Source organism: Pseudomonas khavaziana (assembly GCF_036704165.1).
GTDB lineage: Bacteria > Pseudomonadota > Gammaproteobacteria > Pseudomonadales > Pseudomonadaceae > Aquipseudomonas > Aquipseudomonas khavaziana.
In genome coordinates this window covers 2,730,124-2,753,271 of sequence record NZ_CP129946.1, presented here as the reverse complement: position 1 = coordinate 2,753,271, position 23,148 = coordinate 2,730,124, and the positions used below count along the sequence as shown (strand labels likewise).

The window sequence follows — 23,148 nt, the reverse complement described above, 5'->3', positions numbered from 1 at the left end:
GCGCATGTCTAGAAACGGTCCTTTGGCCCTAGGTTTTCATACGGTGGTGGTGGTGTTCATGATGGCGCCGCTGGTGGTGGTGTGCCTGGTGGCGTTCACCCCGGAAAATACCTTGAGCCTGCCCACTTCGGGCTTCTCCCTGCGTTGGTTTCGCGCGGTGTTCGAGCGCGCCGACTTTATCCAGGCGTTCTATAACAGTTTGATCCTGGCCTTTACCGCCGCGTCCCTGGCGACCCTGATTGCGGTGCCGGCGGCCCTGGCGATCAGTCGTTATGCGTTCCCTGGGCGCAATTTTTTCAGTGCGTTATTTCTATCGCCGATCATCATCCCACACCTGGTGCTGGGGGTGGCGATGCTGCGCCTGTTTGCGCTCATGGGCGTCAACGGCAGCTTCACCTGGCTGATGCTGGCACACGTGGTAATTATCACGCCCTATGTGTTGCGCCTGGTACTGGCCGCGGCCATCGGTATCGATCGCAGTGCCGAACAGGCTGCCGAGTCCCTCGGCGCCGGGCGCTTCACGCTGTTTCGGCTGGTTACCCTGCCGATGATCCTGCCCGGCGTGGCGGGCGGCTGGTTGCTGGCCTTCATCAACAGTTTCGATGAAGTGACCCTGTCGATCTTCGTCAGCTCGCCGGCGACTCAAACCCTGCCGGTGCGTATGTACGTGTACGCCACCGAGTCCATCGACCCGATGATGGCCGCCGTATCGGCACTGGTGATCGCGCTCACCGCAGCCACCATGATTGTGCTCGACCGGGTCTACGGCCTGGATCGCGTGCTGGTGGGGAAACACTGATGGCCTTGTTCAAGCGCTTGACCGAAACCCAGCGCCCTGCCCTGGCGTTCACCCTGGATGGCCAGCCCGCCACGGGTTTGCTTGGCGATACGCTGCTGACCGCCGTGCTGACCTGCGCCGAGCATGTGCGCGGCAGCGATTTCAGCGCCGAACGCCGCGCCGGTTTTTGCCTGATGGGCGCCTGCCAGGATTGCTGGGTACGGCTTGGGGACGGGCGCCGGGTGCGGGCCTGTTCGACCTTGCTCGAAGCCGGCCAGGCGATCAGCCGTGACCCGGGGCGCCAGCCATGAAGCCGGTGGTGATTGTCGGTGCAGGCCCGGCGGGCATCCGCGCCGCCCGCACACTGCTTGACCACGGCATCCGGCCCTGCCTGATCGACGAGAACCTGCGCGCAGGTGGGCAGATCTATCGGCGCCAACCGGAAAATTTCCAGCGCTCTGCCAGGCAGCTTTACGGTTTTGAAGCAGGTAAGGCTCAGGCTGTGCACCACACCATGGATGAACTCGCAGGGTTGATCGACTACCGACCTCACACCCTGGTGTGGAACGCTGAGGACGGCCGCCTCGACCTGCTCGACAATGGTCGCGCCCAGAGCATCGAGTACTCCAGGCTCATCGTCGCCACCGGCGCCACCGACCGCATCCTGCCGGTACCGGGCTGGACCTTGCCAGGTGTCTATAGCCTGGGCGCGGCACAGATCGCGTTGAAATATCAGGGCTGCGCGATTGGCGGGCGCGTGGCGTTTTGTGGTTCCGGGCCACTGCTCTATCTGGTCGCTTACCAATACGCCCAGGCCGGCGCCAAGGTGGTGGCGGTGCTCGACAGCGCACCGTTCAGCGCCCAGTGTCGCGCATTGCCGGCGCTGCTCAGGCAGCCGCTGACCCTGGCCAAAGGCATGTATTACCGCGCCTGGCTGAGCGCCCACGGGATCCCCGTGCATCAGGGCGCAACCCTCAGGCAGATCGACGGCGACCAGCGGGTTCGCGGGATTCGCTGGGGCGAACAGAGCCTGGAATGCGACGCGGTGGCCTTCGCCCATGCCCTGCGCAGCGAGACACAATTGGCGGATTTGCTCGGCTGTGAATTTGCCTGGGACAGTCTCAACCGTGCCTGGTTGCCCCAACGGGACAGCGCCGGGCGCAGCAGTGTCGAAGCGGTGTACCTGGCCGGCGACGGCGCCGGGGTCATGGGCGCGGATGCGGCGCAAATGGCCGGCGAATGTGCGGCGTTGGCGCTGCTGGAGGATGCCGGCACCACGGTCGATCAGCGCCGCCGGGAGGCACTGCAGAAACAGTTGGCAAGTATCCGACGCTTTCGACAGGGCCTGGAAACCGCGTTCCCCTTCCCTGAACACTGGGCCGCGCAAGCGCCGGACGAATTGATGCTGTGCCGTTGCGAAGAGGTCAGCGCCGGCGCGGTGCGGGCGGTGGTAGATGAAGGCCACTGGGAAATCAACAGGGTCAAGGCCCATTGCCGCGTCGGTATGGGCCGCTGCCAGGGACGCATGTGCGGGTCGGCGGCGGCGGAAATTGTCGCTGAGCGCAGTGGGCGTCGCATCGATCAGGTGGGACGCCTGCGTGGCCAGGCGCCGATCAAGCCATTGCCGTTTGGCGTGGAGGTACAGCCGTGATCGACGTCATCGTCTTGGGCGGCGGCATCGTCGGCGCTTCGGCGGCCTTGATGCTGGCGCAGAGAGGTCAGCGGGTGGCGCTGGTGGAGCGGGATTTTTGCGGCTCGCATTCCAGCGGCGTCAATTATGGCGGCGTGCGCCGTCAGGGGCGGCCTTTGCATCAGTTGCCATTGTCCCAGCGCGCCCATCAGCTGTGGGCCGACTTGCCGGGGCTGATCGGTATAGACGGCGAATACGTGCGCTGCGGGCATTTGAAGCTGGCCCGCAGCCCTGCGGACTTCGCCACGCTGCAAGCGTACGCCACACAAACCGGTGGCTTTGGCCTGGACTTGCAGTTGTTGGATCAACGCCAATTGCGCGCGCACTTCCCTTGGGTGGGTGACGTGGCCGTGGGCGCCTCGCTGTGCCCTGAAGACGGGCATGCCAACCCACGTCTGGTCTCCCCGGCCTTCGCCCGCGCCGCGCAACGCCTCGGTGCTTCGGTGCATGAGCAAGCCGAGGTGACCCGCATCGAACATGACAGCCGCCAGTTCCAGGTGCATTGCGCCAATGGCTTGCACTTGCAGGCGCCCTGGCTGCTCAACTGCGCCGGCGCCTGGGCTGGCAGTGTCGCCGCGCAATTTGGCGAGCCGGTGCCGATCACTTCGGCGCACCCGGCGATGCTGGTGACCGAGCCGTTGCCGGTGGTGATGACAGTCAGCACCGGCGTCGAGGGCGGCGGCATCTATGCGCGCCAGGTCGCCAGAGGCAATTGCATCCTCGGCGGTGGTCGTGGCTTTGCCGTCGGTCCACGCAAGGCCAGGCCAGGCCAGGTGGCGGTGCTGGAGATTTTGCGCAATGCCGGCGAGCTGTATCCGTTTCTCAAGGGCGCCCAGGCCATTCGGACCTGGAGCGGCACCGAAGGTTACTTGCCCGATCACGAACCGGTGATCGGCCCCAGCAGCACCCAACCAGGGCTGCTCCACGGTTTTGGCTTCGCCGGCGCCGGGTTCCAGCTGGGGCCCGCGGTCGGTGAGGCCCTGGCAGAAATCGTCTGCACAGGCGCCAGTCGCCAACCTATCGAAGCGTTTTCCATCCGTCGTTTCCAAGCCTGAGAGGAAAAACCCCATGCACTTACGTCTTGCGTTGTCCTGCTTGTCCCTTGCCTTGCTCACCGGCACCGCCCACGCCGCACCGACGCTGTACCTGGGCATGAACGGCGGCACCATGGAACGGGTGTACGCCGACAAGGTACTGCCCGCCTTCGAGAAGGCCAATAACGTCAAGGTGGTGATCGTGCCCGGCACTTCATCGGACATCCTTGCCAAGGTCCAGGCCAACCAGGCCAACCCGCAGATGCATGTGATGTTCCTCGACGACGGCATCATGTACCGCGCCATCGCCATGGGCCTGTGCGATAAGCTCGCGCCGAGCCCGACCCTGGCGCAAATCCCGGCCAAGGCCAGGATCAAGGAGCAGGCGGTGGCCGTGACCCTGGGCGTCACCGGCCTGGGCTACAACGCCAGGCTGTTCAAGGAAAAAGGCTGGGCAGCGCCCACCTCGTGGATGGACCTGGCCGACCCGCGCTTCAAGGAAAAAGTGGTGTTCCAGTCCCTGGCCTCCTCCACCTTCGGTCTGCACGGGTTCTTGATGTTCAACCGTCTCCAGGGTGGCGATGAAACCAACGTGGAACCAGGCTTCAAGGCCTGGCCAAGCACCGTCGGCCCCAATGTGCTGGAATATATCGCCAGCTCGGCAAAAATCTCCGAGATGGTGCAAACCGATGAAGCCGCAATCTTCCCCCTGACTCCGACCCAGGTCGCCACGCAAAAGCTGCTCGGTGTGCCCATGGAGTACGCACAACCCAAGGAAGGCGCAGTGGTGCTCAACGTCGCCGAATGCGTGATCGCCCGCAACGACCAGCCGGAACTGGCGCAGAAGCTCGCCGCCTTCCTGCTGACCGCCGAAGCCCAGGCGCCAGCGTTGGAAGAAGGCGACCAGATTCCATCGAACCCGACCACGCCCACCACCGACAAGACCCGTGAACGTGTGGAGGCCATGCAGAGTTATCTGCAGACGGCGATTTCGATTGATTGGGACCAGGTGAATCAGGCACGGCCGCAGTGGAATGCGCGGTGGAGTCGGTCGATTGAGCGGTAGGCTTCTGGGCCTGTGGGAGCAAGCTACCTCGGCCAGGTCACCGATTGCCTGGGCCATCTCTTGACTGACCAGCCGCTCCCATAGGTCCAGCGGCGTAACAAAGTTGTAAGGGCAACTTTGCCTAAAGGGGCACGATGGGCAGCGCACGCTTGTGCGCGGTCTTGCTGTAGGCGCTCTCTACAATCGTTCTTACGTGCTCACTCACAGGCTCACCCATCAGGTACGCATCGATGTCGTCATAGGTACAGCCGTAGGCGACTTCGTCCAGCTTGCCTGGCGCCAATTCCTCGAGGTCGGCGGTCGGGGCTTTTTTGACCAGGTTGTCGGGGGCGCCCAGTGCAGTGCCGAGCAGGCGTACCTGGGTTTTGGTCAGACCGGACAGCGGTGCCAGGTCGCAGGCGCCGTCGCCGAATTTGGTGAAGAAACCCATCAGCGCTTCAGCGCCTTGGTCGGTACCGACCACCAGACCGTTTTGCAGGTTGGCGACGGCATATTGCGCAATCATCCGCGTGCGCGCCTTGACGTTGCCTTTGATGAAGTCCACGCGTTCAGCATCGACCTCGCCGGCAGGCAGGCTGCTCATCAGGCCATCGACACTGGCGGCGATGTTTAGGGTATCGATCTGGTCCGGGCGTATAAAGTCCAAGGACGCGGTAGCATCGTGCTCGTCAGCCTGGCTCTTGTACGGCAGGCGCATGGCGATGAACCGCGCGGCGTAATCCTGCGCGCGCAGCTGCTCGACCGCCAGCTGGCACAGGCGGCCGGCGACCAGCGAGTCGACGCCGCCACTGATGCCCAGCACCAGGGCTTTGCAGCCCGAACTGCGCAAGGTGCGCTTGATGAAGTCGATGCGCCGTTGGATTTCCTTGGCTTCGCCCCCCTTCACCAGCTGCCGATTGATATTCAGTTCCTGTGCGATACGGTCCTGCATGTCAAACCTCCACATTGCCGACATTGAATACCTGCGCCGCGTACTGCAAAAACGAGGCGTCTTCGCAAACGTTCTTGACCGGGTCATCGGAGAACTTCACCACCGGCTCGCCGTGCACCCGTACCAGTTTCATCACGATGCTCAGCGGCTCCACACCTTGCACATCACACGCCAGGCTGGTGCCCATGCCAAAGCCGAACTTGGCCTTGCCACGGATGTGGCGCAGGATCGGCAGACATTTTTCGAAGTTCAAGCCATCGGAGAACATAAGGTCTTTGGTCATGGGGTCGATGCCAAGTTCCTTGTATCTGGCCAGCACCTTGTCGGCCCAGGCGATGGGGTCACCGGAATCCTGGCGTAGGCCGTCGTAGAGCTTGGCGAAGTACAGGTCGAAGTCCTTGAGGAAAAAATCCGTGCTGATGCAGTCGGTCAGGGCAATGCCCAGGCGGCCACGGTACTCGCGCACCCAGTTTTCCAGCGCGGCATTCTGGCTTTCACGCAGGCGTCCCAGTTGCTGGTGCACCATCAGCCATTGGTGGGCCATGGTGCCGATCAGCGGCAGGTCGAACTCGTAGGCCAGGTGCGCGTTGCTGGTGCCGACAAACTGGCCGGGAAAGTCGCGACGCATGATGTCTACCACTTCGCGCTGGGCCTTGAACGACAGGCGCCGGCGGGTAGAGAAGTCAGACACGCGCAGGTCGGCCAATTCATCGCGGCTGAGGTTTTTTTCCAGCCAGTCGAATTTCTGGTACAGCTTGCGGGTGACGTCCTCCAGGGTGACGTCGGGGTATTTGTCACGGTTGCGCAATTCGCTGACCAGGGCCAGGACCGGTTGTTCGAACATGATGCAATGCAACATCGGGCCGATTACGCGGATGTTGAGCTGGCCGTCGACTTCACTGACGTGGATATAGCGCAGGTTGAAGCGGAACAGGCCAAGGAAGCGCTCGTAGTCCGGGGTGAGGTATTCGCGAAAACGCGGGTTGAACAAAAAGCGCAGCTCACCTTCGCGCATGTGCAGGCCGGCGAGTTTTTCCAGCTCGTCCCGCAGCTGCGGGATCAGGTGCCCGAGTTTTTCCCTGGAGCGCACGATAAAGTTGTATTCCACATCGACATTGGGGTGCTGGTGCAATACCGCCTGCATCATGGTGAAGGTGTAGTAGTCGGTATCGAGCAGGCCCTGGATCACTGGGGATTGCTTGTCGTAGGCACTTTCCATGGTGGGTCTCCTTAACGCGCGGCCATCGCGGCCAGTTCTTCGCGGGTACTGCTGATGACAGCACCGGCCTTGAGCAACTCATTCACGGCCTGTACACCGCCCTCCTCACTGATGCTGCGACAGGCCGGCAGGTGCAGGACGACTTGCAGGCCAGCCTTGAGCAGTTGCAGTGCGGTGGTCTTGACGCAGTAGTCCAGGGCCAGCCCGCCGACGATCACGCGGGCGATGCCCTGGGCCTTGAGGTACTCGATCACCCCGGTGGACAGCTTGTCGTGCAGGTCGTGGTAGCAGGCGCCATAGGGGTGCAGGTCGGGTTCGACGCCTTTCCAGATGAAGTAGTCGTAGTCATAGGGGCTGGGCAACTCGTCGAGCAAGGTGAAGCCCTCGGTGCCCGGCACACAGTGGCTGACCCAGGTGACATCGGCGTGGACCAGGCCGGTGGGTTGCAGCATCTCGCTGTGCTGCGCAACCACCCAGGGCGCGTGGGGCGTGTGGGCGTCCTTGCTGCCGATGCGATGGCCGGCAAGGCTGGCCATGTAGTTGAGCTCGGCGCCGATGCGGTCGCCACCGGCCACCGGCAATTCATTGGGGCACAGCGGCGTGAAGCTTTTCTGGGCGTCGACGTCGAATGAAGCGACAGCGGTTTTAGCGAGGGTCATGGCGATTCTCCGGTGGCCTGGAAACAAAAGTACACGTCATGTACTTTCATGGCAAGAAACATTTGTTTATTTAGGCGGACGTCAGTTCATGACATATCTGTTCGATCCGTTAGACTATGCCGGCCACTGTTGATAAGGACCTGTCATGCCACTTAGCGCTTACCTGCATACCGTCGATCTCTGCGTGCTGTGTTATTGCCGCGCCGCTGCAGAATTGAAGCTGCTGCTGACTAAACGCGAAGCTGAGCCGTTCGCCGGGCATTGGGCACTGCCGGGTGTGGTAGTGAATGGCGACGTGCAAGACCTGAGCCTCAAGGATGCGGTGGAACGCTTGCGCGCCAGTGACAAGGTCGGCCTGGACCTGGCCTGGAGCGAACAGGTGGGCACGGTGGGCGACGCGTTTCGCGACCCGCGCTGCTGGTCGTCGTCGACTTACTACCTGGCAATCGTGGCGGATGAAATGGAGCTGGGCGAGCACCAGGGCTGGTTTTCACTGAATGCGGTGGCCGATGGCAGTATCAAGCTGCCATTCGATCACAACAGCATCGTGGCGGCCGTGCATGAGCGGCTGTTGTCAAAGTCGCTGTACAGCAGCTTGCCGCTGATGTTCCTGGGCCATGAATTCAGCGCGCCGGAAGCGACCACGATCTTCTCCTTGGTGCTGGCGCGGCCGGTGTTGAAGACCAGTATTCGCCAGCGCCTGTTGAAACTCGTGGAGGCGGGGTATCTGCGCGAGACGGGGCGCAAGAAGAACGGCGAAGGCGGCCGTCCCCAGGCGACGATGGAAAACTTGAAGCCTGGGGCGGTTTACTTCTTTGATCGAAGCTTTGCTGACTGACGCTCTTGCAAGAACAGCGATGGGTAAATCCGCGGGGCTTTAGTTCATCCAGTTACCGCCATCGACGTTGTAGGTCTGGGCCACCACATAGTCGGCTTCCTTTGATGCCAGGAAGATCGCCATGCCGGTCAGGTCTTCGGCCGTACCCATCCGCCCAAACGGCACCTCGTCCCCTACCCGCTTTTTCTTCTCGCCCGACGCCAAACCTTCATGCCTGGCGAACAGCGCATCCACGCCATCCCAGTGCTCGCCGTCCACCACGCCCGGGGCGATGGCGTTGACGTTGATGCCCTGCTTGATGAGGTTCAGCCCCGCCGATTGCGTCAGGCTGATCACCGCTGCCTTGGTCGCACAATAAACCGCCACCAACGGCTCGCCACGCCGCCCCGCCTGGCTGGCCATGTTGATGATCTTGCCGCCATGCCCCTGGCGGATCATCTGCCGGGCTGCGGCCTGCAAGGTGAACAGGGTGCCGGCAACGTTGATCGAAAACAGCCGCTCAAAGCTGTCGCGGGTGATGTCGACGATGGGCGCCAGGTCGAACAGCGCCGCATTGTTGATCAGGATATCCAGCTTGCCGGCATGGGCCACCACCGTGGCGATGGCAGTGTCGATGGATGCTTGGTCGGTGACGTCCATCGCCACCGCGTAGGCCTGGGGCCCCAGTTCGGCAGCAGTGGCCTGGGCCCGTTGCAGGTTGATGTCGGCAATGGCAACGGTGGCGCCTTCGGCGATGTAGGCCTGGGCAAACGCGCGGCCAATGCCCCGCGCCGATCCGGTGATCAGCGCGCTTTTACCTTCGAGTCGTTTCATCGGGATGTCCTGTCAAAGTTATTTCGGGTAGCCGGCGCGTTTCATCTCGCGTTCGGTACTGGCCTGCGCCTGCTGCAATGCCTGCTCAACCGACATACCACCGGTTAGCGCCGCCGAGAACAGCTTGCCAACGGAGGTGCCGATGGCCTGGAACTCGGGGATGGTCACGTACTGGATGCCCACGTATGGCACAGGTTTGGCCGAAGGATGTGCGGGGTCGGCGTGCTTCATCATCTCCAGGGTCACCTGGGCAAACGGTGCGGCCTGCAGGTACGCCGCGCTGTAGGTGGACTGGCGGGTGCCCGGCGGTACGTTGGTGACACCTTCTTTCTCGGCGACCAGCTGGATGTAGGCCTTGGATGTCGCCCAACTGATAAACGCCTTGGCGGCGTCCTTGTGCTTGGAGGTGGCCGGGATCGCCAGGGACCAGGCATAGAGCCAGGACGAGCCCTTGTCGGTGACTTCGGTGGGGGCTGCGGCGAAACCTACGCGGTCGGCGACTTTGCTCTGGCTGGTGTCGGTGGTGAAGGAGCCGGCGACGCTGGCGTCCACCCAGATCGCACACTTGCCGCTGTTGAACAGCGCCAGGGTTTCATTGAAACCATTGCTGGACGCGCCTGGCGGGCCGTATTGCTTGAGGGTGTTGACGTAGAAGTTGGCGGCCGCAGCCCATTCAGGGCTGGTCAGCTCGGGCTGCCAATGCTCGTCGAACCAGCGCGCGCCGAACGCATTGGCCATGGTGCTCAGCAAGGCGATGTTCTCGCCCCAACCGGCCTTGCCACGCAGGCACAGGCCGTACTGGTCTTTGTCCTTGGCGGTGAGTCTGGCAGCGAATTCACCCAGTTCGGTCCAGGTCGGATGTGAGGGCATGCTCAGGCCGGCTTGCTTGAACAGGTCGGTGCGGTAGTAGGTGACGGTGCTTTCGCCGTAGAACGGCAAGGCATACAGGGTATTGTTGACGGACAGGCCCTGGCGAACCGAGGGGAAGATATCCTCGATGTCATAGTCGGCCGGCAGTTGGGTCAGCGGCTCCAGCCAGTGCTTGGCGCCCCATAACGGGGTTTCGTAGGTGCCGATCGTCAGCACGTCGAACTGCCCGCCCTGGGTGGCGATATCGGTGGTGAGGCGCTGGCGCAGCACATTTTCTTCCAGCACCACCCAGTTGAGCTGGATATCCGGGTGCTGCGCTTCGAAGACCTTGGACAGACGCTGCATACGGATCATGTCGCTGTTGTTGACCGTGGCGATGGTCACGGTGTCAGCGGCATGGCTGGGTATGGCCAGGGCCAGGCCGGTCAGCAGGAACAGTGCTTGCGGTAGCTTGAGCATGGCGGTTTCCACCTGTTGTTTTTGTTGTCGAGACCCGATTACAGCAGCTTGGCCTGGCCCTCACAAACGCCTGGCGAATCAGCAACTGATACTTTTTTAACCTCGGACCCAGGAGCAAAAAAGTATCAGTGCCAGGTGAAACCGGGAGTAGCGCACGGATTGCCAGTGCGCGTATTTTTAAGACCATTGCATACCTACAAGAGGCATCAGCATGCCCGTCAGTCGCACCCAACTGTTTGAGCACCGCCCTGCCGAACTCGAAGTGATCCTGCCCGAACCGCAGCATTGCTTTCGCTGGTTCGAACATGACTATCCGTATGAGCTGGCGCGCTGGAACCATCACCCCGAATTTGAAATCCACCTGATCCGCCAAGGCAGCGGCAAGCTGGTGGCGGGTGACTACATCGGGGCCTTCAGCGCCGGGCATGTCGCGCTGATCGGCCCTGACCTGCCCCACGACTGGATCGGCGACCTGGCCCCCGGCGAATACCTGAGTGGCCGCGATGTGGTGCTGCAATTCGACGGCGCAGCCCTCCTGGCCCTGCGCAAGGCCCTGCCTGAACTTGGCGATTTACAGCCGCTGTTTGAACAGGCGCGACGTGGTGTCGAATTCACCGGTGAGGCGGCGGTTAACGCCGCCAGGCTGATGGAAGCCATCGGCAGCGCCCATGGCCTGCAACGCCTGATCCTGTTCCTGCAACTGCTCGACATCCTCCAACATGCCCCGCCCTCACAGGCCAAGGCCCTGGCCAGCCCATGCTATGCGCCGACCCTGGATGCGCGCAGTGCCGAACGCGTCAACCAAGCCTTCGATTACCTGATGCGCGAACTGACGGGCGATGTGCGCCTGTCGGACATTGCCCGGCAATTGGAGATGAGCGAACCGGGCTTCTCACGCTTTTTCAAGCGCAATACCGGCCACGGCTTCATCGACCTGATGCGCAAGTTCCGCGTGCAGCGTGCCTGCCGGTTGTTGTTGCAAAGCCAGATGTCGGTGGCGGATATCTGCTTTGAGGTGGGCTACGCCAACCTGTCCAATTTCAACCGCCACTTTCGCATCGAAATGCACCAGACGCCGAGCGAATATCGGCGGCAGACCGCACTGCATCTATTCAACCCCATCGGCAAGGTCTGAGCCTGTTGGTTTTCTGACCAAACCGTCGGCTAATTCGCGTTTTTTCTAAACAGTTCAAGCCATTGAGCAAAGTTGGTACAGCCTGTGCAAACGTTTGCGGAACGAACTTGCGCACCAAGTTCACCCCTACCCGGCAAATCGGGCTCAAACCGCGTACGAATAAGGATTTTCAATGCACCCCACCTCAAGGCCCCGCGCTTGCTTTGGTGTTTCCTTGCTACTGGCTGCCGTTACGGGAGTACTCAGTGCACCCATTTTGGCGCAGGAAAAGCCCGTCGATGACTCAGCACAGGGCGAAGCCCTCAGCCCAGAAGCCAATCCCCCGGCAAAAAAAGGCGTTTATCTGTCGGAGTGGTTCAACCAGGACCTGACGCTGATCGGCAGCAAAGACATCAGCTTCGGACCCAAGCCCCAGGACGACGTCTACCTGGAGTACGAGTACTTCGGGCGCAAAGGGCCCTTTGAGTTGTACGGCTATATCGACGTACCGAAGATCCTCACCATCGGTAACAGCAATGACAAAGGCGTGTGGGACCATGGCTCGCCGGTGTTCATGGAGCATGAACCGCGGATCTCCATCGACTACCTCGCAGGCCGCAGCCTGGCGATTGGCCCGTTCAAGGAATGGTATGTGGCCTTTGACTGGATCTACGACCATGGCAGCAACAAGGAAAACCGCGCCAACACCCTTTACAGCGGCCTGGGCACCGATATCGAGACCCACTCGCGGGTCAACCTGTCGGCCAACTTCTATGGGCGCTACCAGTGGGAAAACTACGGCGCCAGCAATGAATATTCCTGGGACGGCTACCGTGCGCAAATGAAGTACATCGTGCCCATCGGCAAGTTCGACAATGGTGCTTCACTCACTTATATCGGTTTTACCAACTACGATTTCGGTTCCGACCTGCACAAGGACAACCCGGCGCGCACCGCCAATTCCCTGGTGGCCACCAACGTGCTGCTGTACTCATTCACTCACCTGCGTTTTACCTTGGTGGGACGTTACTTTCATAACGGCGGTAACTGGGAGGACGGCAGCGAGTTGAATTTCGGCGAAGGCAACTTCCGCGCCCGCTCCGACGGCTGGGGTTACTACGCCGGCGTGGGCTACCAATTCTGATCAAGGAGCTATAGATGAAAACACTTACCCGTGTCTCGCTGGCCGTCGGCCTGGCCCTGCTGCCCCACGTGGTGCTGGCGGATAACCCGGCGCCGATCAAACCCAAGGTGATGCTGATCACCATGTTCGCCCCCGAGGCGCAGACCTGGATCGACCGCCTGGAGCTCAAGCAAGAAGTGCGCGTGCCGGGTTTGTCTGCCGACTATCCGGTGATTCGCTGCAATACCCAGGACGTGTGCCTGCTGGTGACCGGCATGGGCCAGACCAATGCTGCCGCATCGACCCTGGCCCTGGCCCTGTCGCCCAAGTTCGACCTGCGCCAGAGTTACTTCCTGATCGCCGGGATTGCCGGCATCAGCCCCAAGCACGGCACCATCGGCACTGCTGCCTGGGCTCATTACCTGGTGGAGTTTGGCACCCAGTGGGAGCTTGATTCCCGGGATGCGCCCAAGGATTGGCCGACCGGTTATATCGGCATCAACACCAAGGGCCCCAACGAAAAACCACCACTGGACTACAAGACCGAAGTGTTCGAGCTCAACCCCAAGCTGCAAGCCAAGGCCTTTGCCTTGTCGCACCAGGTTGAGCTGACGGAAAGCAAGGAGTCGGCGGCCTGGCGCAAACACTACCCTGCCGCCCCGGCCAACCAGCCGCCGCAAGTCACGCGCTGCGACACCCTGGCGGGCAACACCTGGTTTTCCGGCACACGCTTGAGCGAACGCGCCGAAGTCTGGACCAAGTTGCTCACCGACAATAAAGGCGAGTACTGCACCACCCAACAGGAAGACAACTCCACCTATGAAGCGCTGCTGCGTGCCAGCCGCGAAGGCTTGGTGGACATCCAGCGCCTGGCCGTGGTGCGCGCGGGCTCGGACTTTGACCGGCCTTATCCGGGCTACAGCGAGGTAGACAACCTGCTCAAGTATGCGGACCAGGGCGGCTTTGTACCGGCGCTGGAAAACCTCTATCGCACGGGCAATCCGTTGGTCCAGGCGATTGTGAAGGATTGGTCGACGTGGGAAAAAGGCGTGCCCGAGGTCGAGTAAAGATCTAAATGTGGGAGGGGGCTTGCCCCCGATGGCAGTGTGTCAGTCAATGCATCTGACACTGACACACCGCCTTCGGGGGCAAGCCCCCTCCCACATTTGATACGGTTTACGGCAGGAAGATTATTTTGTCTGGGCTACCGCTGTTCACTTGCTCATAGCACTCAACTCCGTCAGCCAACGCTACTTCGCGCAGGCCGGTCGGCGCCAGCAACAAGCCTTCATCAAAGAACTGCCCGAACGCCTCCAGCATCACCGCACATTGCTCACAGCTATAGAGCAACGAATTGACCCCCACCACCGACCCACCCTTGCGGTACAGCGCCAAGGCAGGCAGTTGCACGTGACCGTCGACCGGTGCGGCAATAATCGCGATACGCCCGAACGGCGCCAACCCCGCCACCGCAGCGGGCAGCCAGAAGCCGGTGGTGTCGAAGATCACCTCGGCGCCGCCCTCGAACACTGCATGCACCTGGGCACCGAGTGCTTCCGGCTTGCCCAGGCCAATCGCGTCAACCCCTTGCGCCCGCAATGCCTCGACCTGATCAGCCTTGCGCACCGCCGCCAACACCTGGGCGCCGCGAATCCTGGCCAGCGCCAACGCCGCACTGCCGACGGCACCATTGGCGCCAATCACCAGCAAGCGCGTGCCCTTACCGACACCGCTGCGCTCCAGGGCATCCCAGGCGGTGGTATACGGCACACCCAGGCTGGCGGCCTGGGCAAAGCTCAGGCGACTGGGTTTATGCGCCACGCCTGTGGCTGACACCCGAAGGTATTGGGCATGGGAGCCGCCAGCGAAAAAGCCCAGGTCACGACCGGTACCCCAGACCTCCTGGCCGAGCAGCGCTTGCGGGCCTTCCACCACCACGCCGGCAAAGTCACGCCCGGGAATGCGTGGCAACGTGGTGTAGGGAAAACGGCCGAGTACATTTTTTACGTCGCTGGGGTTCAGGCCCGCGGCTTTTACCTGGACCAGTACTTCATCGGCGCCCGGCACGGGCATGGCGACATCGACCAGGTGCAGGTTGGCGAGGTCGCCAGTGGCGCTAAATTGCAGTGCTTTCATCAAAGACATCCTTCGAGGGGAAACGGCGTCAGGACAACCAATCGCTGAACAGCTGCTGCCCCATGGGCCAGAGTTTTTCGCCGAGCAATATGCCCATCAGGCCCACCAGGGCAATGGCTGGCGGCGCGGGCGAGCGGAAGTCCAGCGCGCCATAGATAACGCCGACAAACAGGCCGATGGCCAGGGAAATCAGATAGTTCATGGAGGCTAGGCCCAGTTGATTGATGGGCTCAGCTTAAGGCGCGCCTGGGGTCGGCATCGGCCAAGTGCTTCAGGATTTCGGCCAACCCGCGTACTGCGAAGGCGATACCCCCAGTTCCCTGCGGAACATGTCGCTGAAACTGCTGGGCGAATAACCCAGGCCGCGGGCAATGCCGCTCACCGACTGGCCCTGGACCAACTCCGCGGCTGCCGTCGCCAACTGCACCTGGCGCCGCCACTCGGCAAAGCCCATGCCCAGATGGTTCTGGAACAGTCGCGCCAGGGTGCGCACGCTGGCGCCCGCGGCCTCGGCGTGCTGCTCGAAGGGGATTTCCAGGGAGGGCGCAGCCATGACCGCCTGGCAGGCCTTGATCAGCCGCCGATCAGCCGCCACCGGCATGGCGATGCGGATTGGTGAGCGGCGTGCGCGTTGCAGCTCCAGCAGGGCCAGGCCGACGACCGCCTCGTAGTAGCCGGCATCGCCATGATCGCCTTGTTCGACCAACGTCACGATCAATTCACGCAACAACCGGCCTACTTCGATGACCTGCACCTGGCTGTCCAGCGTCGCTGCCAATGCCGGACGCAGGTAGATATTGCGCATTTGCAAATCGGAAACCACACGGATTCCGTGCTCCACCCCCGGCGGCAACCACACGGCGCGCTGGGGCGGCACCACCAGGGCTTCGCGGGGCGTCTCGACCCACATCACACCGCTCATGGCATAGAGCAACTGGCCCCAATCGTGGCTATGGGGCTCCACGTATAACCCACGCGGATAGGTGCGCGCCAACGGCTGCACAGGGACGGCGTGATTACTGAGGTCGGGAGGCGCGGCCAGGGCCATGGCGGGTACACATTAATCGAAGACAGGTGAGCATGGTAAAGACTCACCGCCGACAAGCGAACTGTTTTAACGCACCCTGCAGGCACCGGTTTGCCCGGGCCTGCAGGTCGAACACCTCAGGTGTGGGCCGACTTGGCGCATTCGCAGCCCGTCGCGGCGGCGCAAGGCTCACCGTGGGCATGGTGCTCGGCACAGCCCTGGCAGCAATAACCCTTACCGTCCTTCATGATCGCATCGCTGCCCAGTACGCATTTGCAGTGTGGGCAAGCACAGGTTTGATCTGGCATGGTCAGACTCCTTTTTCATGGTCGTCGCGATGCGGCGAACACCGCACCTTAAGCAGTGACTGCGCATACGACGCCAAGGTTCAGCGCCATCAGTCGGCCGCCCGGGTATTGCTGCGATACATGAACACCAGCGCCAGGGCCAGGCAGAGCATCGCCACGATGCGGCTCCCTGATAATTCGATGGCCGGGTTGCCCAGCCAGCCGAAGTTGTCGATCAGCATGCCCATGCCCAACTGCCCGACAATCACCGCCACCGTGGCGACAGCCGTGCCGACCACCGGCACCGCGCCGACCATCACCAGCATGTACACCACACCGAACAAGGCGCCGGTCAATTGCCATTTCGGCACGTCCAGCAGGCTGACGGCCTGGGCCGGCTCGAAGAAAAATATCAACAACGCCGTAATGAGCGCGCCAACGGCAAAGGTCAGCAGGCTGCTGCGCAACACCCCAACCGTCTGGCCCAGGCGCCCATTGATCGCGGCCTGCACGCTCAACACCGCCCCCGCCGCAATCACCACCACCAACAACAGAATCAGATTCATCGTCTTACCCTCGTGCAATCAGGACCAGTGCAGCCACAATCAACGCCAGCGCGATCCAGCGCTCGCCATTGACGCGCTTGCGCGCCGTGCCGAACCAGCCGAAATGGTCGATCAACACACTCTTGCCCACCTGGCCCGACAGGATCGCAATCATGGTCATGGCGATACCGATGTGGGGCGTGGCGAGTGTCAGCACCACCACATACATCGGCCCCAAAAACCCGCCGATCAACTGCCAGCGTGGCAGCTGGGTGAATGCCGGGCCCTGCTGCGGGCCGCTGAACAGCAACAGCAGAAGCAGGATCGCCGTGCCGACGCCGAAGATGCTCAAGGTCGCCCACAAATGTCCGACCTGCGCGCCCAACGGCCCAAGCAATCCGGCCTCCACTGACAGCCCCATGCCCGCCAGGATCACCAACGGCAACAGCAGCAACCGTAGGAGGTTTTTATTTGGCCTGGCCTGCGCCAAGCCCTCGATTGTGCGTGCCTGCATACATCACCTGCGTATCAATAAAGGAAACATGGCGCGCATTATCCGGTGGCCGCCCTGTGCGATAAATGGGAGTATACGGACAACACCTTTGCGCAATACGCACAGCCTGGAGGCATGATGCAGGGCTTGAATGAACTGAGCTTCAAGGCGCTGCGCCTGTTCGTGGCCGTGCTAGACCATGGCAGCTTTTCCGAAGTGGCCCGCCGCGAGGGCCTGGCGCCCTCCTCCATTTCACGGCAGATCCAACTGATGGAACAGGCCCTCGGCCAACAATTACTGTATCGCCATACCCGCGCCGTGAGCGCCACCGAAGCCGGACGCCTGCTCGGGCGGCACGCACGCCTGGTATTGGAACAGTTGGAAATGGCGAACCAGGCCCTGCAGGAACAGGACAGCGAGCCCAGCGGGCTGGTGCGGATCAACGCGCCGATGGTATTCGGCCAGCGCCACCTGTCTCCCTGGCTGGGCGCGTTGTGCCGGCGCTACCCAAAGCTGCAACTGGATATCCAGCAGACCGACACTTTCGTCGACCCGCTGCAAGATGGCACCGACCTGTTGTTCCGTATTGGCGTGCTCAATGACTCCGGCATGCAGGCACGCATCTTTGCGCCCCAGCGCTTTCGCATCGCCGCCAGCCCCGCCTACCTGGCGCAACACGGCACGCCGCGCCACCCCGACGAACTGGCCCACCACCAATGCCTGGCGTACAAAGGCATCACCGGCCAGCAACGCTGGTTCTTCCGCCACGGCCAGGGCGACTGGACACCCTACAGCGTCAAGGGCCCGATTACCGGCAACCACGCCGACACCCTGACCCACGCCGCCGAACAGGGTCTGGGGCTGGTGGTGTTTCCTTCCTGGCTGATTGGCGAAAGCCTGCGCGCCGGCACTTTGCGGGCCGTGCTGACCGACTATGAAGTCGCGACAACCCTGGAGCCTCAGCAGATTGCTGCTTTGTGGCCGGGCAGCCGGAGGCTGTCGTTGAAGGTACGTACGGTGATTGATTATTTCGTGGAGTGTTTTGGGGTGGTGCCGTATTGGGATCGGTGACCCCTGGTACGCTCCAGACACGCCACTGGTGAGGGAAATTTCCTCGTAGGAAAAGTAGGCACGTTCTGATTTTGCGGGCCAGTATTTTTGGGCACGGTGCGTTGGGGCAGACTTTGGCGAATTCTTTTTTGGAGAGACGCCATGGATGTCGTGTATTACAAGCCATCACGTGCCGAACGAGCGGCTTTGACCAGTGGTCGAGCCGTCTTTGATAGCGCCCGTAGTTTTGGCTATATTTGGCCAAAACACGGGGAAGACCACATGATTACCGTTGCGTTGGGTGAGGCAAAAAACAATCTGTCCAAGCTGGTCGATGAAGCCGCCGCCGGCAAAGTCATCACCATTGCCAAGCATGGCCGTGCAATGGCACAGCTTGTGCCCATCGGTAAATCCAAGGGCCGGCGAATTGGCGCAATGAAGGGGAAGCTGGTCATCCCTGACGACTTCGACGCACCGCTGCCCAGCGATTTGTTGGATGCGTTTGAGGGCAGTCCTTCATGAGACTGCTGCTGGATACCCATATCCTGCTGTGGGCACTCAACGATGACCCCAGATTATCTGGCAAAACCCGCAAGCTGATTGAAAATGCCGCAGACGTCTACGTCAGTGCGGCAACATTCTGGGAAATGGCAATCAAAGTTGGCGTTGGAAAGCTTGCCGTAGACCTGGATGAAATACGTGAGTATTGCCTGGAAAGCGGTTTCGTCGAACTCCCCATCACCTCGGAGCACGCCATTGCAGTCAAGGATCTCGAACATCATCACAAGGACCCTTTCGATCGGCTGATTATTGCAACAGCGATGAGTGAACCAATGAAGCTACTAACAGCCGATCCGCAGGTTGCCCAATACACATCCTTAGCAATGTTGGTTTAGGTCATACCCCAGTAGCGCTATGTCCAATCAAAACAACCATTGCCCAATCAACCACGCATTCGCCCCACTGATCACCGCGAACAGAAACCACGCCAACAACCGCGTGGGCAGTCGGTTTACGAACGGCCCCATCAACTGTTTATCACCGGTCATGCGGATCAGCGGGTACAGCGCAAAGGGCAACTGCAGGCTCAGGACCACCTGGCTGAGGATCAGCAGCTTGCCGATGGCATCGTCACCCATCAGCCACACGCCGAGGAACGCCGGGATCAGCGCCAGCCCGCGGGTAATCAGGCGTCGTTGCCAGCAGGGTATGCGCAGGTTCAGGTAGCCCTCCATGATCACTTGCCCGGCAATCGTCCCGGTAAAGGTCGAGCTTTGCCCCGAGGCCAGCAAGGCGATACCGAACAGGATGCTGGCAAAGGCGCCGCCTACAAGCGGGTCGAGCAGGTGGTAGGCGTCCTGGATTTCCACCACATCGGTATGGCCGGTCTTGTAGAACGCCGCCGCAGCCAGCACCAGGATCGCCGCGTTGACCAGCAAGGCCAGGGCCAGGGAGCCGATGGTGTCGATACGCGCCAGCTTGACCGCATCCTGTTTGCTGGCCAGGTCCTTGCCGACCAGGCGGGTTTGCACGATGGAGGTGTGCAGGTAGAGGTTATGGGGCATCACCGTGGCACCGAGGATACCGATGGCCAGGTACAGCGGAGCAGCGTCGCTGATGGCCGACAATGACGGGGTGAAACCGCTGAGTACATCGGGCCAATAGGGTTTGATCAGCATCAGCTCGATAAAGAAACACACGCCAATGGTCGCCACCAGCGCCAGCATGATCGCTTCCAGGCGGCGAAAACCGCGGTTTTGCAGGGCCAGGATCAACAGCGTATCAAAGGCTGTGATGACGATACCGGTGGTCAGCGACACGCCAAGCAGCAGGTGAAACGCCAGGGCGCAACCGAGCACTTCGGCCAGGTCGGTGGCGATAATGGAAATTTCCGCCAACAGCCACTGGGTCCGTGAGGAGCGCTTGCTGTAGCGCTCACGGCACAGTTGCGCCAGGTCTTTGCCGGTGGCGATACCCAGGCGCGAGCACAGGCATTGCACCGCCATGCCTGCCAGGCTGGCCAGCAGCACCACAAACAACAGACTGTAGCCGTAACGAGACCCGGCTTCGATGGCGGTCGCCCAGTTGCCAGGGTCCATGTAGCCGATGGAGATCAACAGGCCGGGGCCGGCGAACATCAGCATCCGTTTGAAAAACGATGCCTTGGGGTCAACAATGACGGAGCCGGCCACTTCCGGCGGGCAGAACGGGGCGGTAGCGATTTTAGGCAGGCTGAATTTCACACGGTATTCCAGGCAAATACACAAGACTTGGGCAGCAGCTTATCAGTCGGAGGCGACCGTGCGCATCACTGTATCCCGCGGCAAGTCGAACGCCTCCACCACTTGCACCACCAGGTCCAGCTCCTGGTTCAGCGCTTCGCGCTCCATGCGCTGGCGAATCACGCCAATCACCAACACCGCCAAGGTGGTGATCGAATACGCCGGGCCGGAAAACGCCCGGACACCGCTGACCAGCAGCATCGCCGCGGCCAGCGCCTGGCCCACCAGCGGAATCGCGGTGACCGCACCCCGGCGCAGGATAAACCCGGTCAGCCCTGCCAGCGCGGTGCCGCTCAAGGCGGTGGTGGCCGAGCGGCCCACATCGAAGCGGGTGAACAGCCCCTGCTCTTTTTGCGCCGCAGCCTTGAGTTCGGCGTCGAACGCCTGGCGGTCGGCGCGGCTGAGTTTGTCCTTGTACTGCTCGATGAGCTTTTCTGCGACCTGCCCTTCGATATCCGCCAGCGCCACGCTTTCAAGCGCAGCGTCGAACTTGATGCCCAAGCGTTGCGCCACATCTTCGGCAATCTGCCGATAGCCCACGCCATGGCCACGGGCCAGGTTCATAAAGCTGTCGCCACCCATGCGCTGCAACTCGATGGCCAGCTTCAGCGGTTCGCGCACGCTGGCATCAATGGAGGCACTGCGTTTTTGCGCCATCAGCTCGGCAAGAAACTTCAACTCTTCCGGCCGCGCCTGCACCAGCGCCGGGTACAGGTCCCCATCCTCCTCGGCAAAACGCACTTCACTGCTGCGCAGGTCGGCGCGGATCAAACCGCGCCGCTCCTGCAGCAGGTCGGTGTATTGCACCACTGTCTTCAATTGCGGCCAGTAGGCGGCGTGATCGAAGCTGGCCAGGTGCACATTAGTGACCTTGGTCTTCAATGCGGGCGTTACGTCAATGGCATAACGGCCGATACAGCGCTCGGTATCCGGCTTCATCGCCAAGGCCCAGTCCTTGCTCGAATGACAATTGATCAGCCGGCCCTTGAGCGGCGCCGACACGTCATCCCAAGGGCTCGACGTACAGATCGCCCCGCCCATCAGCAATAGGTTATTCAACGGCAGTTCACGGGCGACTTCGGGGCTGGCCAGCAGGCTCTTGACCAGGATGCGCGCGCCCAGGGAATGGCCGATCAGGTTGATGCGCCGCACCGGCAGCGACTCGGCGTGCAGGTAGCCGGCCAGCTCGGGCAACAAGGTCTTGGCCACCTCGTCGACCCGCGCTTCGACACTTTTGTAATGGTCAAGAAAATAGGCAATCGCCTTGCCCACGCCTACCGTCGCCGCGCCCAGGCCACCGCCGCCGAGCATCGAGGTGATCACATCCTTGAACGGTGCAAACAGGTTTTCCAGGAAATGCCCCGCCGGCCAGAACAACATCAGGTTGGTCGAGCCCTCGATACCTGCCAGTTGTGCCTTGAAATTGCCCAACTGCTGGCGGTTGAAGAAGGCCGAGTAACCGTGGACATAGAGATTGAGCACCTCCCCCTGGGGCTCGCCACACAGAACGAACGTGGGCTTGCGGGTGCGGTGCATTTCATCCCACTGGTGTTGCATGGGCCGGTGACTCCTGGTGGCAAGGGATGGCGATAGTAACAAACCAAGCCGAGAAGGAAGGTGAATCCTGACCAGCGTTCGGCCCCATCAGAACGAGGGTGCCGCCTTGAACCTGCCCAGGCAGGGCGTTGGGGAGTCTTCTAGATTTCGCTGGAACACCGCGGTAAATGCGCTGCAAGCGTGATAGTGCATGACGATAGATAGTCATGTGAGGAATCTGGAATTTTGACTGTCCCACTATAAAGCAGACAGCAAAAAAGCCCGGCTTGGCCGTAATGCTGTTCAGTTAAGGCATTTTGTAGGAGCGAGCTTGCTCGCGAAAAACTCATAGGCGCCGCGTTCATTCAGGAAGCACGCGTTATCGTTGACGTTTTTCGCGAGCAAGCTCGCTCCTACAGAGGGCGGTATACGCTTAACTGAACGGCATTGCGGCTTGGCCGGGCATACGGTAGTTCTATCAGTATCAGCAAGCAAAATTGTCAATCTTGACCTGGCCATCTGGGAAGGTCGCGATGATTTCCAACTCACCGCCCATCGCACGGATATAGTCACGCAACGTACTGATGTACATGTCGGTGCGCCGTTCCATCTTCGAAACCGCCGCCTGATTGATGTTCAATGCCTTCGCCAGGCTTGCCTGGCTCAACTGCTGGGCCTTGCGCAACTCATGCAGCGGCATTTCTTTCAAATGTTGCTGAAGTATCTGCTCGGCATCGGCAAGCGACTCGGGCGTCATACGAGCTTTCAATTCCGCGAATTTCTTAGCCATGGTCACGGCCCTCTTTACGCAATGTTTCTAAATGTACGTCGTACAACTTCTCTGCCAAGGGTACGTACTCGTGGTACCAACGGTGCTGTGCAGTTTTATCGCCACCTATGAGCAGCACCGCACAACGCCGGAAGTCAAAGGCGTACAACACTCTGAAAGGTCGTCCTGCATGCTGTACCCGCAGCTCTCGCAGGTTGCCGTGTCGAGCGCCCTTGATATTGCTGCTATGGGGAAAGCGCAGCCCCGGCCCGAACAGCCCCAGCAAATCAACACTGGCAGCCACCGAAGATTGCTCCTTTGCATCCAAGCCACCCCACCAGTCCCCGAATTCATCCGTGTATTCAATGTCCCAGTTCATGCAAATATGCCACCCAAGGAATATAAACTCAAGGGCATAACTTTAGGTCG

At 61.2% G+C, this 23,148-nt stretch carries 27 protein-coding genes; 12 read left to right on the top strand and 15 right to left on the bottom strand.

The window, feature by feature from the left end; all coding sequences use genetic code 11:
- Positions 1–4: 4 nt before the first annotated feature.
- From QYQ93_RS12295 to QYQ93_RS12275, 5 genes are read left to right on the top strand one after another with little or no spacing between them, the layout of a single operon-like run.
- Positions 5–799: an ABC transporter permease gene (locus QYQ93_RS12295; RefSeq protein ID WP_043049534.1), complete on the top strand. Its 795-nt coding sequence runs from the start codon at positions 5–7 to the stop codon at positions 797–799.
- Complete coding sequence (locus QYQ93_RS12290) at positions 799–1,089, top strand: (2Fe-2S)-binding protein (RefSeq protein WP_043049533.1); 291 nt, start codon at positions 799–801, stop codon at positions 1,087–1,089. Before QYQ93_RS12295 ends, QYQ93_RS12290 begins: the two co-directional genes overlap by 1 nt.
- A complete protein-coding gene (locus tag QYQ93_RS12285; protein WP_338477059.1) occupies positions 1,086–2,429 on the top strand; it encodes an NAD(P)/FAD-dependent oxidoreductase in 1,344 nt (447 codons plus the stop codon). The genes QYQ93_RS12290 and QYQ93_RS12285 overlap by 4 nt, the downstream gene beginning before the upstream one ends.
- Positions 2,426–3,523: an FAD-dependent oxidoreductase gene (locus QYQ93_RS12280; RefSeq protein ID WP_338477058.1), complete on the top strand. Its 1,098-nt coding sequence runs from the start codon at positions 2,426–2,428 to the stop codon at positions 3,521–3,523. Before QYQ93_RS12285 ends, QYQ93_RS12280 begins: the two co-directional genes overlap by 4 nt.
- 13 nt (positions 3,524–3,536) lie before the next feature.
- Complete coding sequence (locus tag QYQ93_RS12275; protein WP_338477057.1) at positions 3,537–4,568, top strand: ABC transporter substrate-binding protein; 1,032 nt, start codon at positions 3,537–3,539, stop codon at positions 4,566–4,568.
- Positions 4,569–4,689: 121 nt separating this feature from the next.
- Here the strand turns inward: QYQ93_RS12275 and nadE are convergent, their stop codons facing one another.
- From nadE to QYQ93_RS12260, 3 genes are read right to left on the bottom strand one after another with little or no spacing between them, the layout of a single operon-like run.
- A complete protein-coding gene (gene nadE, locus QYQ93_RS12270; RefSeq protein WP_043049529.1) occupies positions 4,690–5,499 on the bottom strand; it encodes an ammonia-dependent NAD(+) synthetase in 810 nt (269 codons plus the stop codon).
- Position 5,500: 1 nt separating this feature from the next.
- Entirely contained in the window at positions 5,501–6,718 is a 1,218-nt protein-coding gene (pncB, locus tag QYQ93_RS12265; RefSeq protein WP_338477056.1) for a nicotinate phosphoribosyltransferase, read from the bottom strand.
- Between the two features lie 11 nt (positions 6,719–6,729).
- Complete coding sequence (locus QYQ93_RS12260) at positions 6,730–7,377, bottom strand: nicotinamidase (protein ID WP_043049527.1); 648 nt, start codon at positions 7,375–7,377, stop codon at positions 6,730–6,732.
- A 145-nt stretch (positions 7,378–7,522) separates the two neighbouring features.
- Here QYQ93_RS12260 and QYQ93_RS12255 point away from each other — a divergent pair, with 145 nt between their 5' ends.
- The gene (locus QYQ93_RS12255; protein ID WP_043049526.1) at positions 7,523–8,215 is read left to right on the top strand and encodes an NUDIX hydrolase; all 693 of its coding nucleotides are present in this window, start codon (positions 7,523–7,525) and stop codon (positions 8,213–8,215) included.
- Between the two features lie 39 nt (positions 8,216–8,254).
- Here the strand turns inward: QYQ93_RS12255 and QYQ93_RS12250 are convergent, their stop codons facing one another.
- Together QYQ93_RS12250 and QYQ93_RS12245 are read right to left on the bottom strand one after the other, a co-directional pair.
- Positions 8,255–9,028, bottom strand: coding sequence for an L-iditol 2-dehydrogenase (locus tag QYQ93_RS12250; protein ID WP_043049525.1), 774 nt, complete (start codon positions 9,026–9,028; stop codon positions 8,255–8,257).
- Positions 9,029–9,046: 18 nt separating this feature from the next.
- Entirely contained in the window at positions 9,047–10,357 is a 1,311-nt protein-coding gene (locus QYQ93_RS12245; protein ID WP_338477055.1) for a sugar ABC transporter substrate-binding protein, read from the bottom strand.
- 211 nt (positions 10,358–10,568) lie between these two features.
- On the opposite strand from QYQ93_RS12245, the gene QYQ93_RS12240 reads away from it, so the two are divergent.
- From QYQ93_RS12240 to QYQ93_RS12230, 3 genes are all read left to right on the top strand, one after another.
- Positions 10,569–11,492 (top strand): AraC family transcriptional regulator, encoded by a 924-nt coding sequence (locus QYQ93_RS12240; protein WP_338477054.1) that lies wholly within the window; start codon positions 10,569–10,571, stop codon positions 11,490–11,492.
- Positions 11,493–11,664: 172 nt separating this feature from the next.
- The gene (locus QYQ93_RS12235; protein ID WP_057011267.1) at positions 11,665–12,615 is read left to right on the top strand and encodes a nucleoside-specific channel-forming protein Tsx; all 951 of its coding nucleotides are present in this window, start codon (positions 11,665–11,667) and stop codon (positions 12,613–12,615) included.
- Positions 12,616–12,629: 14 nt separating this feature from the next.
- Positions 12,630–13,661, top strand: coding sequence for a purine nucleoside permease (locus tag QYQ93_RS12230; RefSeq protein WP_338477053.1), 1,032 nt, complete (start codon positions 12,630–12,632; stop codon positions 13,659–13,661).
- A 109-nt stretch (positions 13,662–13,770) separates the two neighbouring features.
- On the opposite strand, the gene QYQ93_RS12225 is transcribed toward QYQ93_RS12230, so the two are convergent.
- The 6 genes from QYQ93_RS12225 to QYQ93_RS12200 all read right to left on the bottom strand — a co-directional run bounded on the left by QYQ93_RS12225 (position 13,771) and on the right by QYQ93_RS12200 (position 17,103).
- Positions 13,771–14,730 (bottom strand): zinc-binding alcohol dehydrogenase family protein, encoded by a 960-nt coding sequence (locus QYQ93_RS12225; RefSeq protein WP_338477052.1) that lies wholly within the window; start codon positions 14,728–14,730, stop codon positions 13,771–13,773.
- Between the two features lie 28 nt (positions 14,731–14,758).
- A complete protein-coding gene (locus QYQ93_RS12220; RefSeq protein ID WP_080889084.1) occupies positions 14,759–14,932 on the bottom strand; it encodes a DUF1427 family protein in 174 nt (57 codons plus the stop codon).
- A 69-nt stretch (positions 14,933–15,001) separates the two neighbouring features.
- Entirely contained in the window at positions 15,002–15,778 is a 777-nt protein-coding gene (locus QYQ93_RS12215) for a helix-turn-helix transcriptional regulator (RefSeq protein WP_338477051.1), read from the bottom strand.
- Positions 15,779–15,894: 116 nt separating this feature from the next.
- A complete protein-coding gene (locus QYQ93_RS12210; RefSeq protein ID WP_043049518.1) occupies positions 15,895–16,065 on the bottom strand; it encodes a metallothionein in 171 nt (56 codons plus the stop codon).
- Positions 16,066–16,154: 89 nt separating this feature from the next.
- Positions 16,155–16,610 (bottom strand): DMT family transporter, encoded by a 456-nt coding sequence (locus tag QYQ93_RS12205; protein ID WP_043049517.1) that lies wholly within the window; start codon positions 16,608–16,610, stop codon positions 16,155–16,157.
- Positions 16,611–16,614: 4 nt separating this feature from the next.
- A complete protein-coding gene (locus tag QYQ93_RS12200) occupies positions 16,615–17,103 on the bottom strand; it encodes a DMT family transporter (protein ID WP_043049516.1) in 489 nt (162 codons plus the stop codon).
- A gap of 117 nt (positions 17,104–17,220) precedes the next feature.
- Between QYQ93_RS12200 and QYQ93_RS12195 the strand changes: the two genes are divergently transcribed.
- From QYQ93_RS12195 to QYQ93_RS12185, 3 genes are all read left to right on the top strand, one after another.
- Positions 17,221–18,153, top strand: a complete 933-nt coding sequence (locus QYQ93_RS12195; RefSeq protein ID WP_338477049.1) for a LysR family transcriptional regulator — start codon at positions 17,221–17,223, stop codon at positions 18,151–18,153.
- Between the two features lie 141 nt (positions 18,154–18,294).
- A complete protein-coding gene (locus QYQ93_RS12190; RefSeq protein ID WP_225924326.1) occupies positions 18,295–18,654 on the top strand; it encodes a type II toxin-antitoxin system Phd/YefM family antitoxin in 360 nt (119 codons plus the stop codon).
- Positions 18,651–19,028 carry a type II toxin-antitoxin system VapC family toxin gene (locus tag QYQ93_RS12185; RefSeq protein WP_043049514.1) on the top strand — a complete coding sequence of 126 codons (378 nt, stop codon included), beginning with the start codon at positions 18,651–18,653 and terminating at the stop codon, positions 19,026–19,028. The genes QYQ93_RS12190 and QYQ93_RS12185 overlap by 4 nt, the downstream gene beginning before the upstream one ends.
- A 27-nt stretch (positions 19,029–19,055) precedes the next feature.
- Here QYQ93_RS12185 and QYQ93_RS12180 read toward each other — a convergent pair whose 3' ends face one another.
- The 4 genes from QYQ93_RS12180 to QYQ93_RS12165 all read right to left on the bottom strand — a co-directional run bounded on the left by QYQ93_RS12180 (position 19,056) and on the right by QYQ93_RS12165 (position 23,098).
- The gene (locus QYQ93_RS12180; protein WP_043049513.1) at positions 19,056–20,375 is read right to left on the bottom strand and encodes an Nramp family divalent metal transporter; all 1,320 of its coding nucleotides are present in this window, start codon (positions 20,373–20,375) and stop codon (positions 19,056–19,058) included.
- A gap of 42 nt (positions 20,376–20,417) precedes the next feature.
- A complete protein-coding gene (locus tag QYQ93_RS12175) occupies positions 20,418–21,971 on the bottom strand; it encodes a DUF726 domain-containing protein (protein WP_338477048.1) in 1,554 nt (517 codons plus the stop codon).
- 463 nt (positions 21,972–22,434) lie between these two features.
- Positions 22,435–22,740, bottom strand: a complete 306-nt coding sequence (locus QYQ93_RS12170) for an XRE family transcriptional regulator (RefSeq protein ID WP_043049511.1) — start codon at positions 22,738–22,740, stop codon at positions 22,435–22,437.
- Entirely contained in the window at positions 22,733–23,098 is a 366-nt protein-coding gene (locus QYQ93_RS12165) for a type II toxin-antitoxin system RelE/ParE family toxin (protein WP_338477047.1), read from the bottom strand. Before QYQ93_RS12165 ends, QYQ93_RS12170 begins: the two co-directional genes overlap by 8 nt.
- Positions 23,099–23,148: the final 50 nt, after the last annotated feature.

Bases quoted from the DNA above. Each gene is read 5' to 3' on its own strand.
- nadE (WP_043049529.1), bottom strand. From the start codon at position 5,499: ATGCAGGACCGTATCGCACAGGAACTGAATATCAATCGGCAGCTGGTG.
- QYQ93_RS12260 (WP_043049527.1), bottom strand. From the start codon at position 7,377: ATGACCCTCGCTAAAACCGCTGTCGCTTCATTCGACGTCGACGCCCAG.
- pncB (WP_338477056.1), bottom strand. From the start codon at position 6,718: ATGGAAAGTGCCTACGACAAGCAATCCCCAGTGATCCAGGGCCTGCTC.
- QYQ93_RS12250 (WP_043049525.1), bottom strand. From the start codon at position 9,028: ATGAAACGACTCGAAGGTAAAAGCGCGCTGATCACCGGATCGGCGCGG.
- QYQ93_RS12220 (WP_080889084.1), bottom strand. From the start codon at position 14,932: ATGAACTATCTGATTTCCCTGGCCATCGGCCTGTTTGTCGGCGTTATC.
- QYQ93_RS12190 (WP_225924326.1), top strand. From the start codon at position 18,295: ATGGATGTCGTGTATTACAAGCCATCACGTGCCGAACGAGCGGCTTTG.
- QYQ93_RS12215 (WP_338477051.1), bottom strand. From the start codon at position 15,778: ATGGCCCTGGCCGCGCCTCCCGACCTCAGTAATCACGCCGTCCCTGTG.
- QYQ93_RS12245 (WP_338477055.1), bottom strand. From the start codon at position 10,357: ATGCTCAAGCTACCGCAAGCACTGTTCCTGCTGACCGGCCTGGCCCTG.
- QYQ93_RS12210 (WP_043049518.1), bottom strand. From the start codon at position 16,065: ATGCCAGATCAAACCTGTGCTTGCCCACACTGCAAATGCGTACTGGGC.
- QYQ93_RS12225 (WP_338477052.1), bottom strand. From the start codon at position 14,730: ATGAAAGCACTGCAATTTAGCGCCACTGGCGACCTCGCCAACCTGCAC.
- QYQ93_RS12290 (WP_043049533.1), top strand. From the start codon at position 799: ATGGCCTTGTTCAAGCGCTTGACCGAAACCCAGCGCCCTGCCCTGGCG.
- QYQ93_RS12175 (WP_338477048.1), bottom strand. From the start codon at position 21,971: ATGCAACACCAGTGGGATGAAATGCACCGCACCCGCAAGCCCACGTTC.
- QYQ93_RS12295 (WP_043049534.1), top strand. From the start codon at position 5: ATGTCTAGAAACGGTCCTTTGGCCCTAGGTTTTCATACGGTGGTGGTG.
- QYQ93_RS12170 (WP_043049511.1), bottom strand. From the start codon at position 22,740: ATGGCTAAGAAATTCGCGGAATTGAAAGCTCGTATGACGCCCGAGTCG.
- QYQ93_RS12200 (WP_043049516.1), bottom strand. From the start codon at position 17,103: ATGCAGGCACGCACAATCGAGGGCTTGGCGCAGGCCAGGCCAAATAAA.
- QYQ93_RS12235 (WP_057011267.1), top strand. From the start codon at position 11,665: ATGCACCCCACCTCAAGGCCCCGCGCTTGCTTTGGTGTTTCCTTGCTA.
- QYQ93_RS12230 (WP_338477053.1), top strand. From the start codon at position 12,630: ATGAAAACACTTACCCGTGTCTCGCTGGCCGTCGGCCTGGCCCTGCTG.
- QYQ93_RS12255 (WP_043049526.1), top strand. From the start codon at position 7,523: ATGCCACTTAGCGCTTACCTGCATACCGTCGATCTCTGCGTGCTGTGT.
- QYQ93_RS12195 (WP_338477049.1), top strand. From the start codon at position 17,221: ATGCAGGGCTTGAATGAACTGAGCTTCAAGGCGCTGCGCCTGTTCGTG.
- QYQ93_RS12205 (WP_043049517.1), bottom strand. From the start codon at position 16,610: ATGAATCTGATTCTGTTGTTGGTGGTGGTGATTGCGGCGGGGGCGGTG.
- QYQ93_RS12285 (WP_338477059.1), top strand. From the start codon at position 1,086: ATGAAGCCGGTGGTGATTGTCGGTGCAGGCCCGGCGGGCATCCGCGCC.
- QYQ93_RS12240 (WP_338477054.1), top strand. From the start codon at position 10,569: ATGCCCGTCAGTCGCACCCAACTGTTTGAGCACCGCCCTGCCGAACTC.
- QYQ93_RS12185 (WP_043049514.1), top strand. From the start codon at position 18,651: ATGAGACTGCTGCTGGATACCCATATCCTGCTGTGGGCACTCAACGAT.
- QYQ93_RS12165 (WP_338477047.1), bottom strand. From the start codon at position 23,098: ATGAACTGGGACATTGAATACACGGATGAATTCGGGGACTGGTGGGGT.
- QYQ93_RS12275 (WP_338477057.1), top strand. From the start codon at position 3,537: ATGCACTTACGTCTTGCGTTGTCCTGCTTGTCCCTTGCCTTGCTCACC.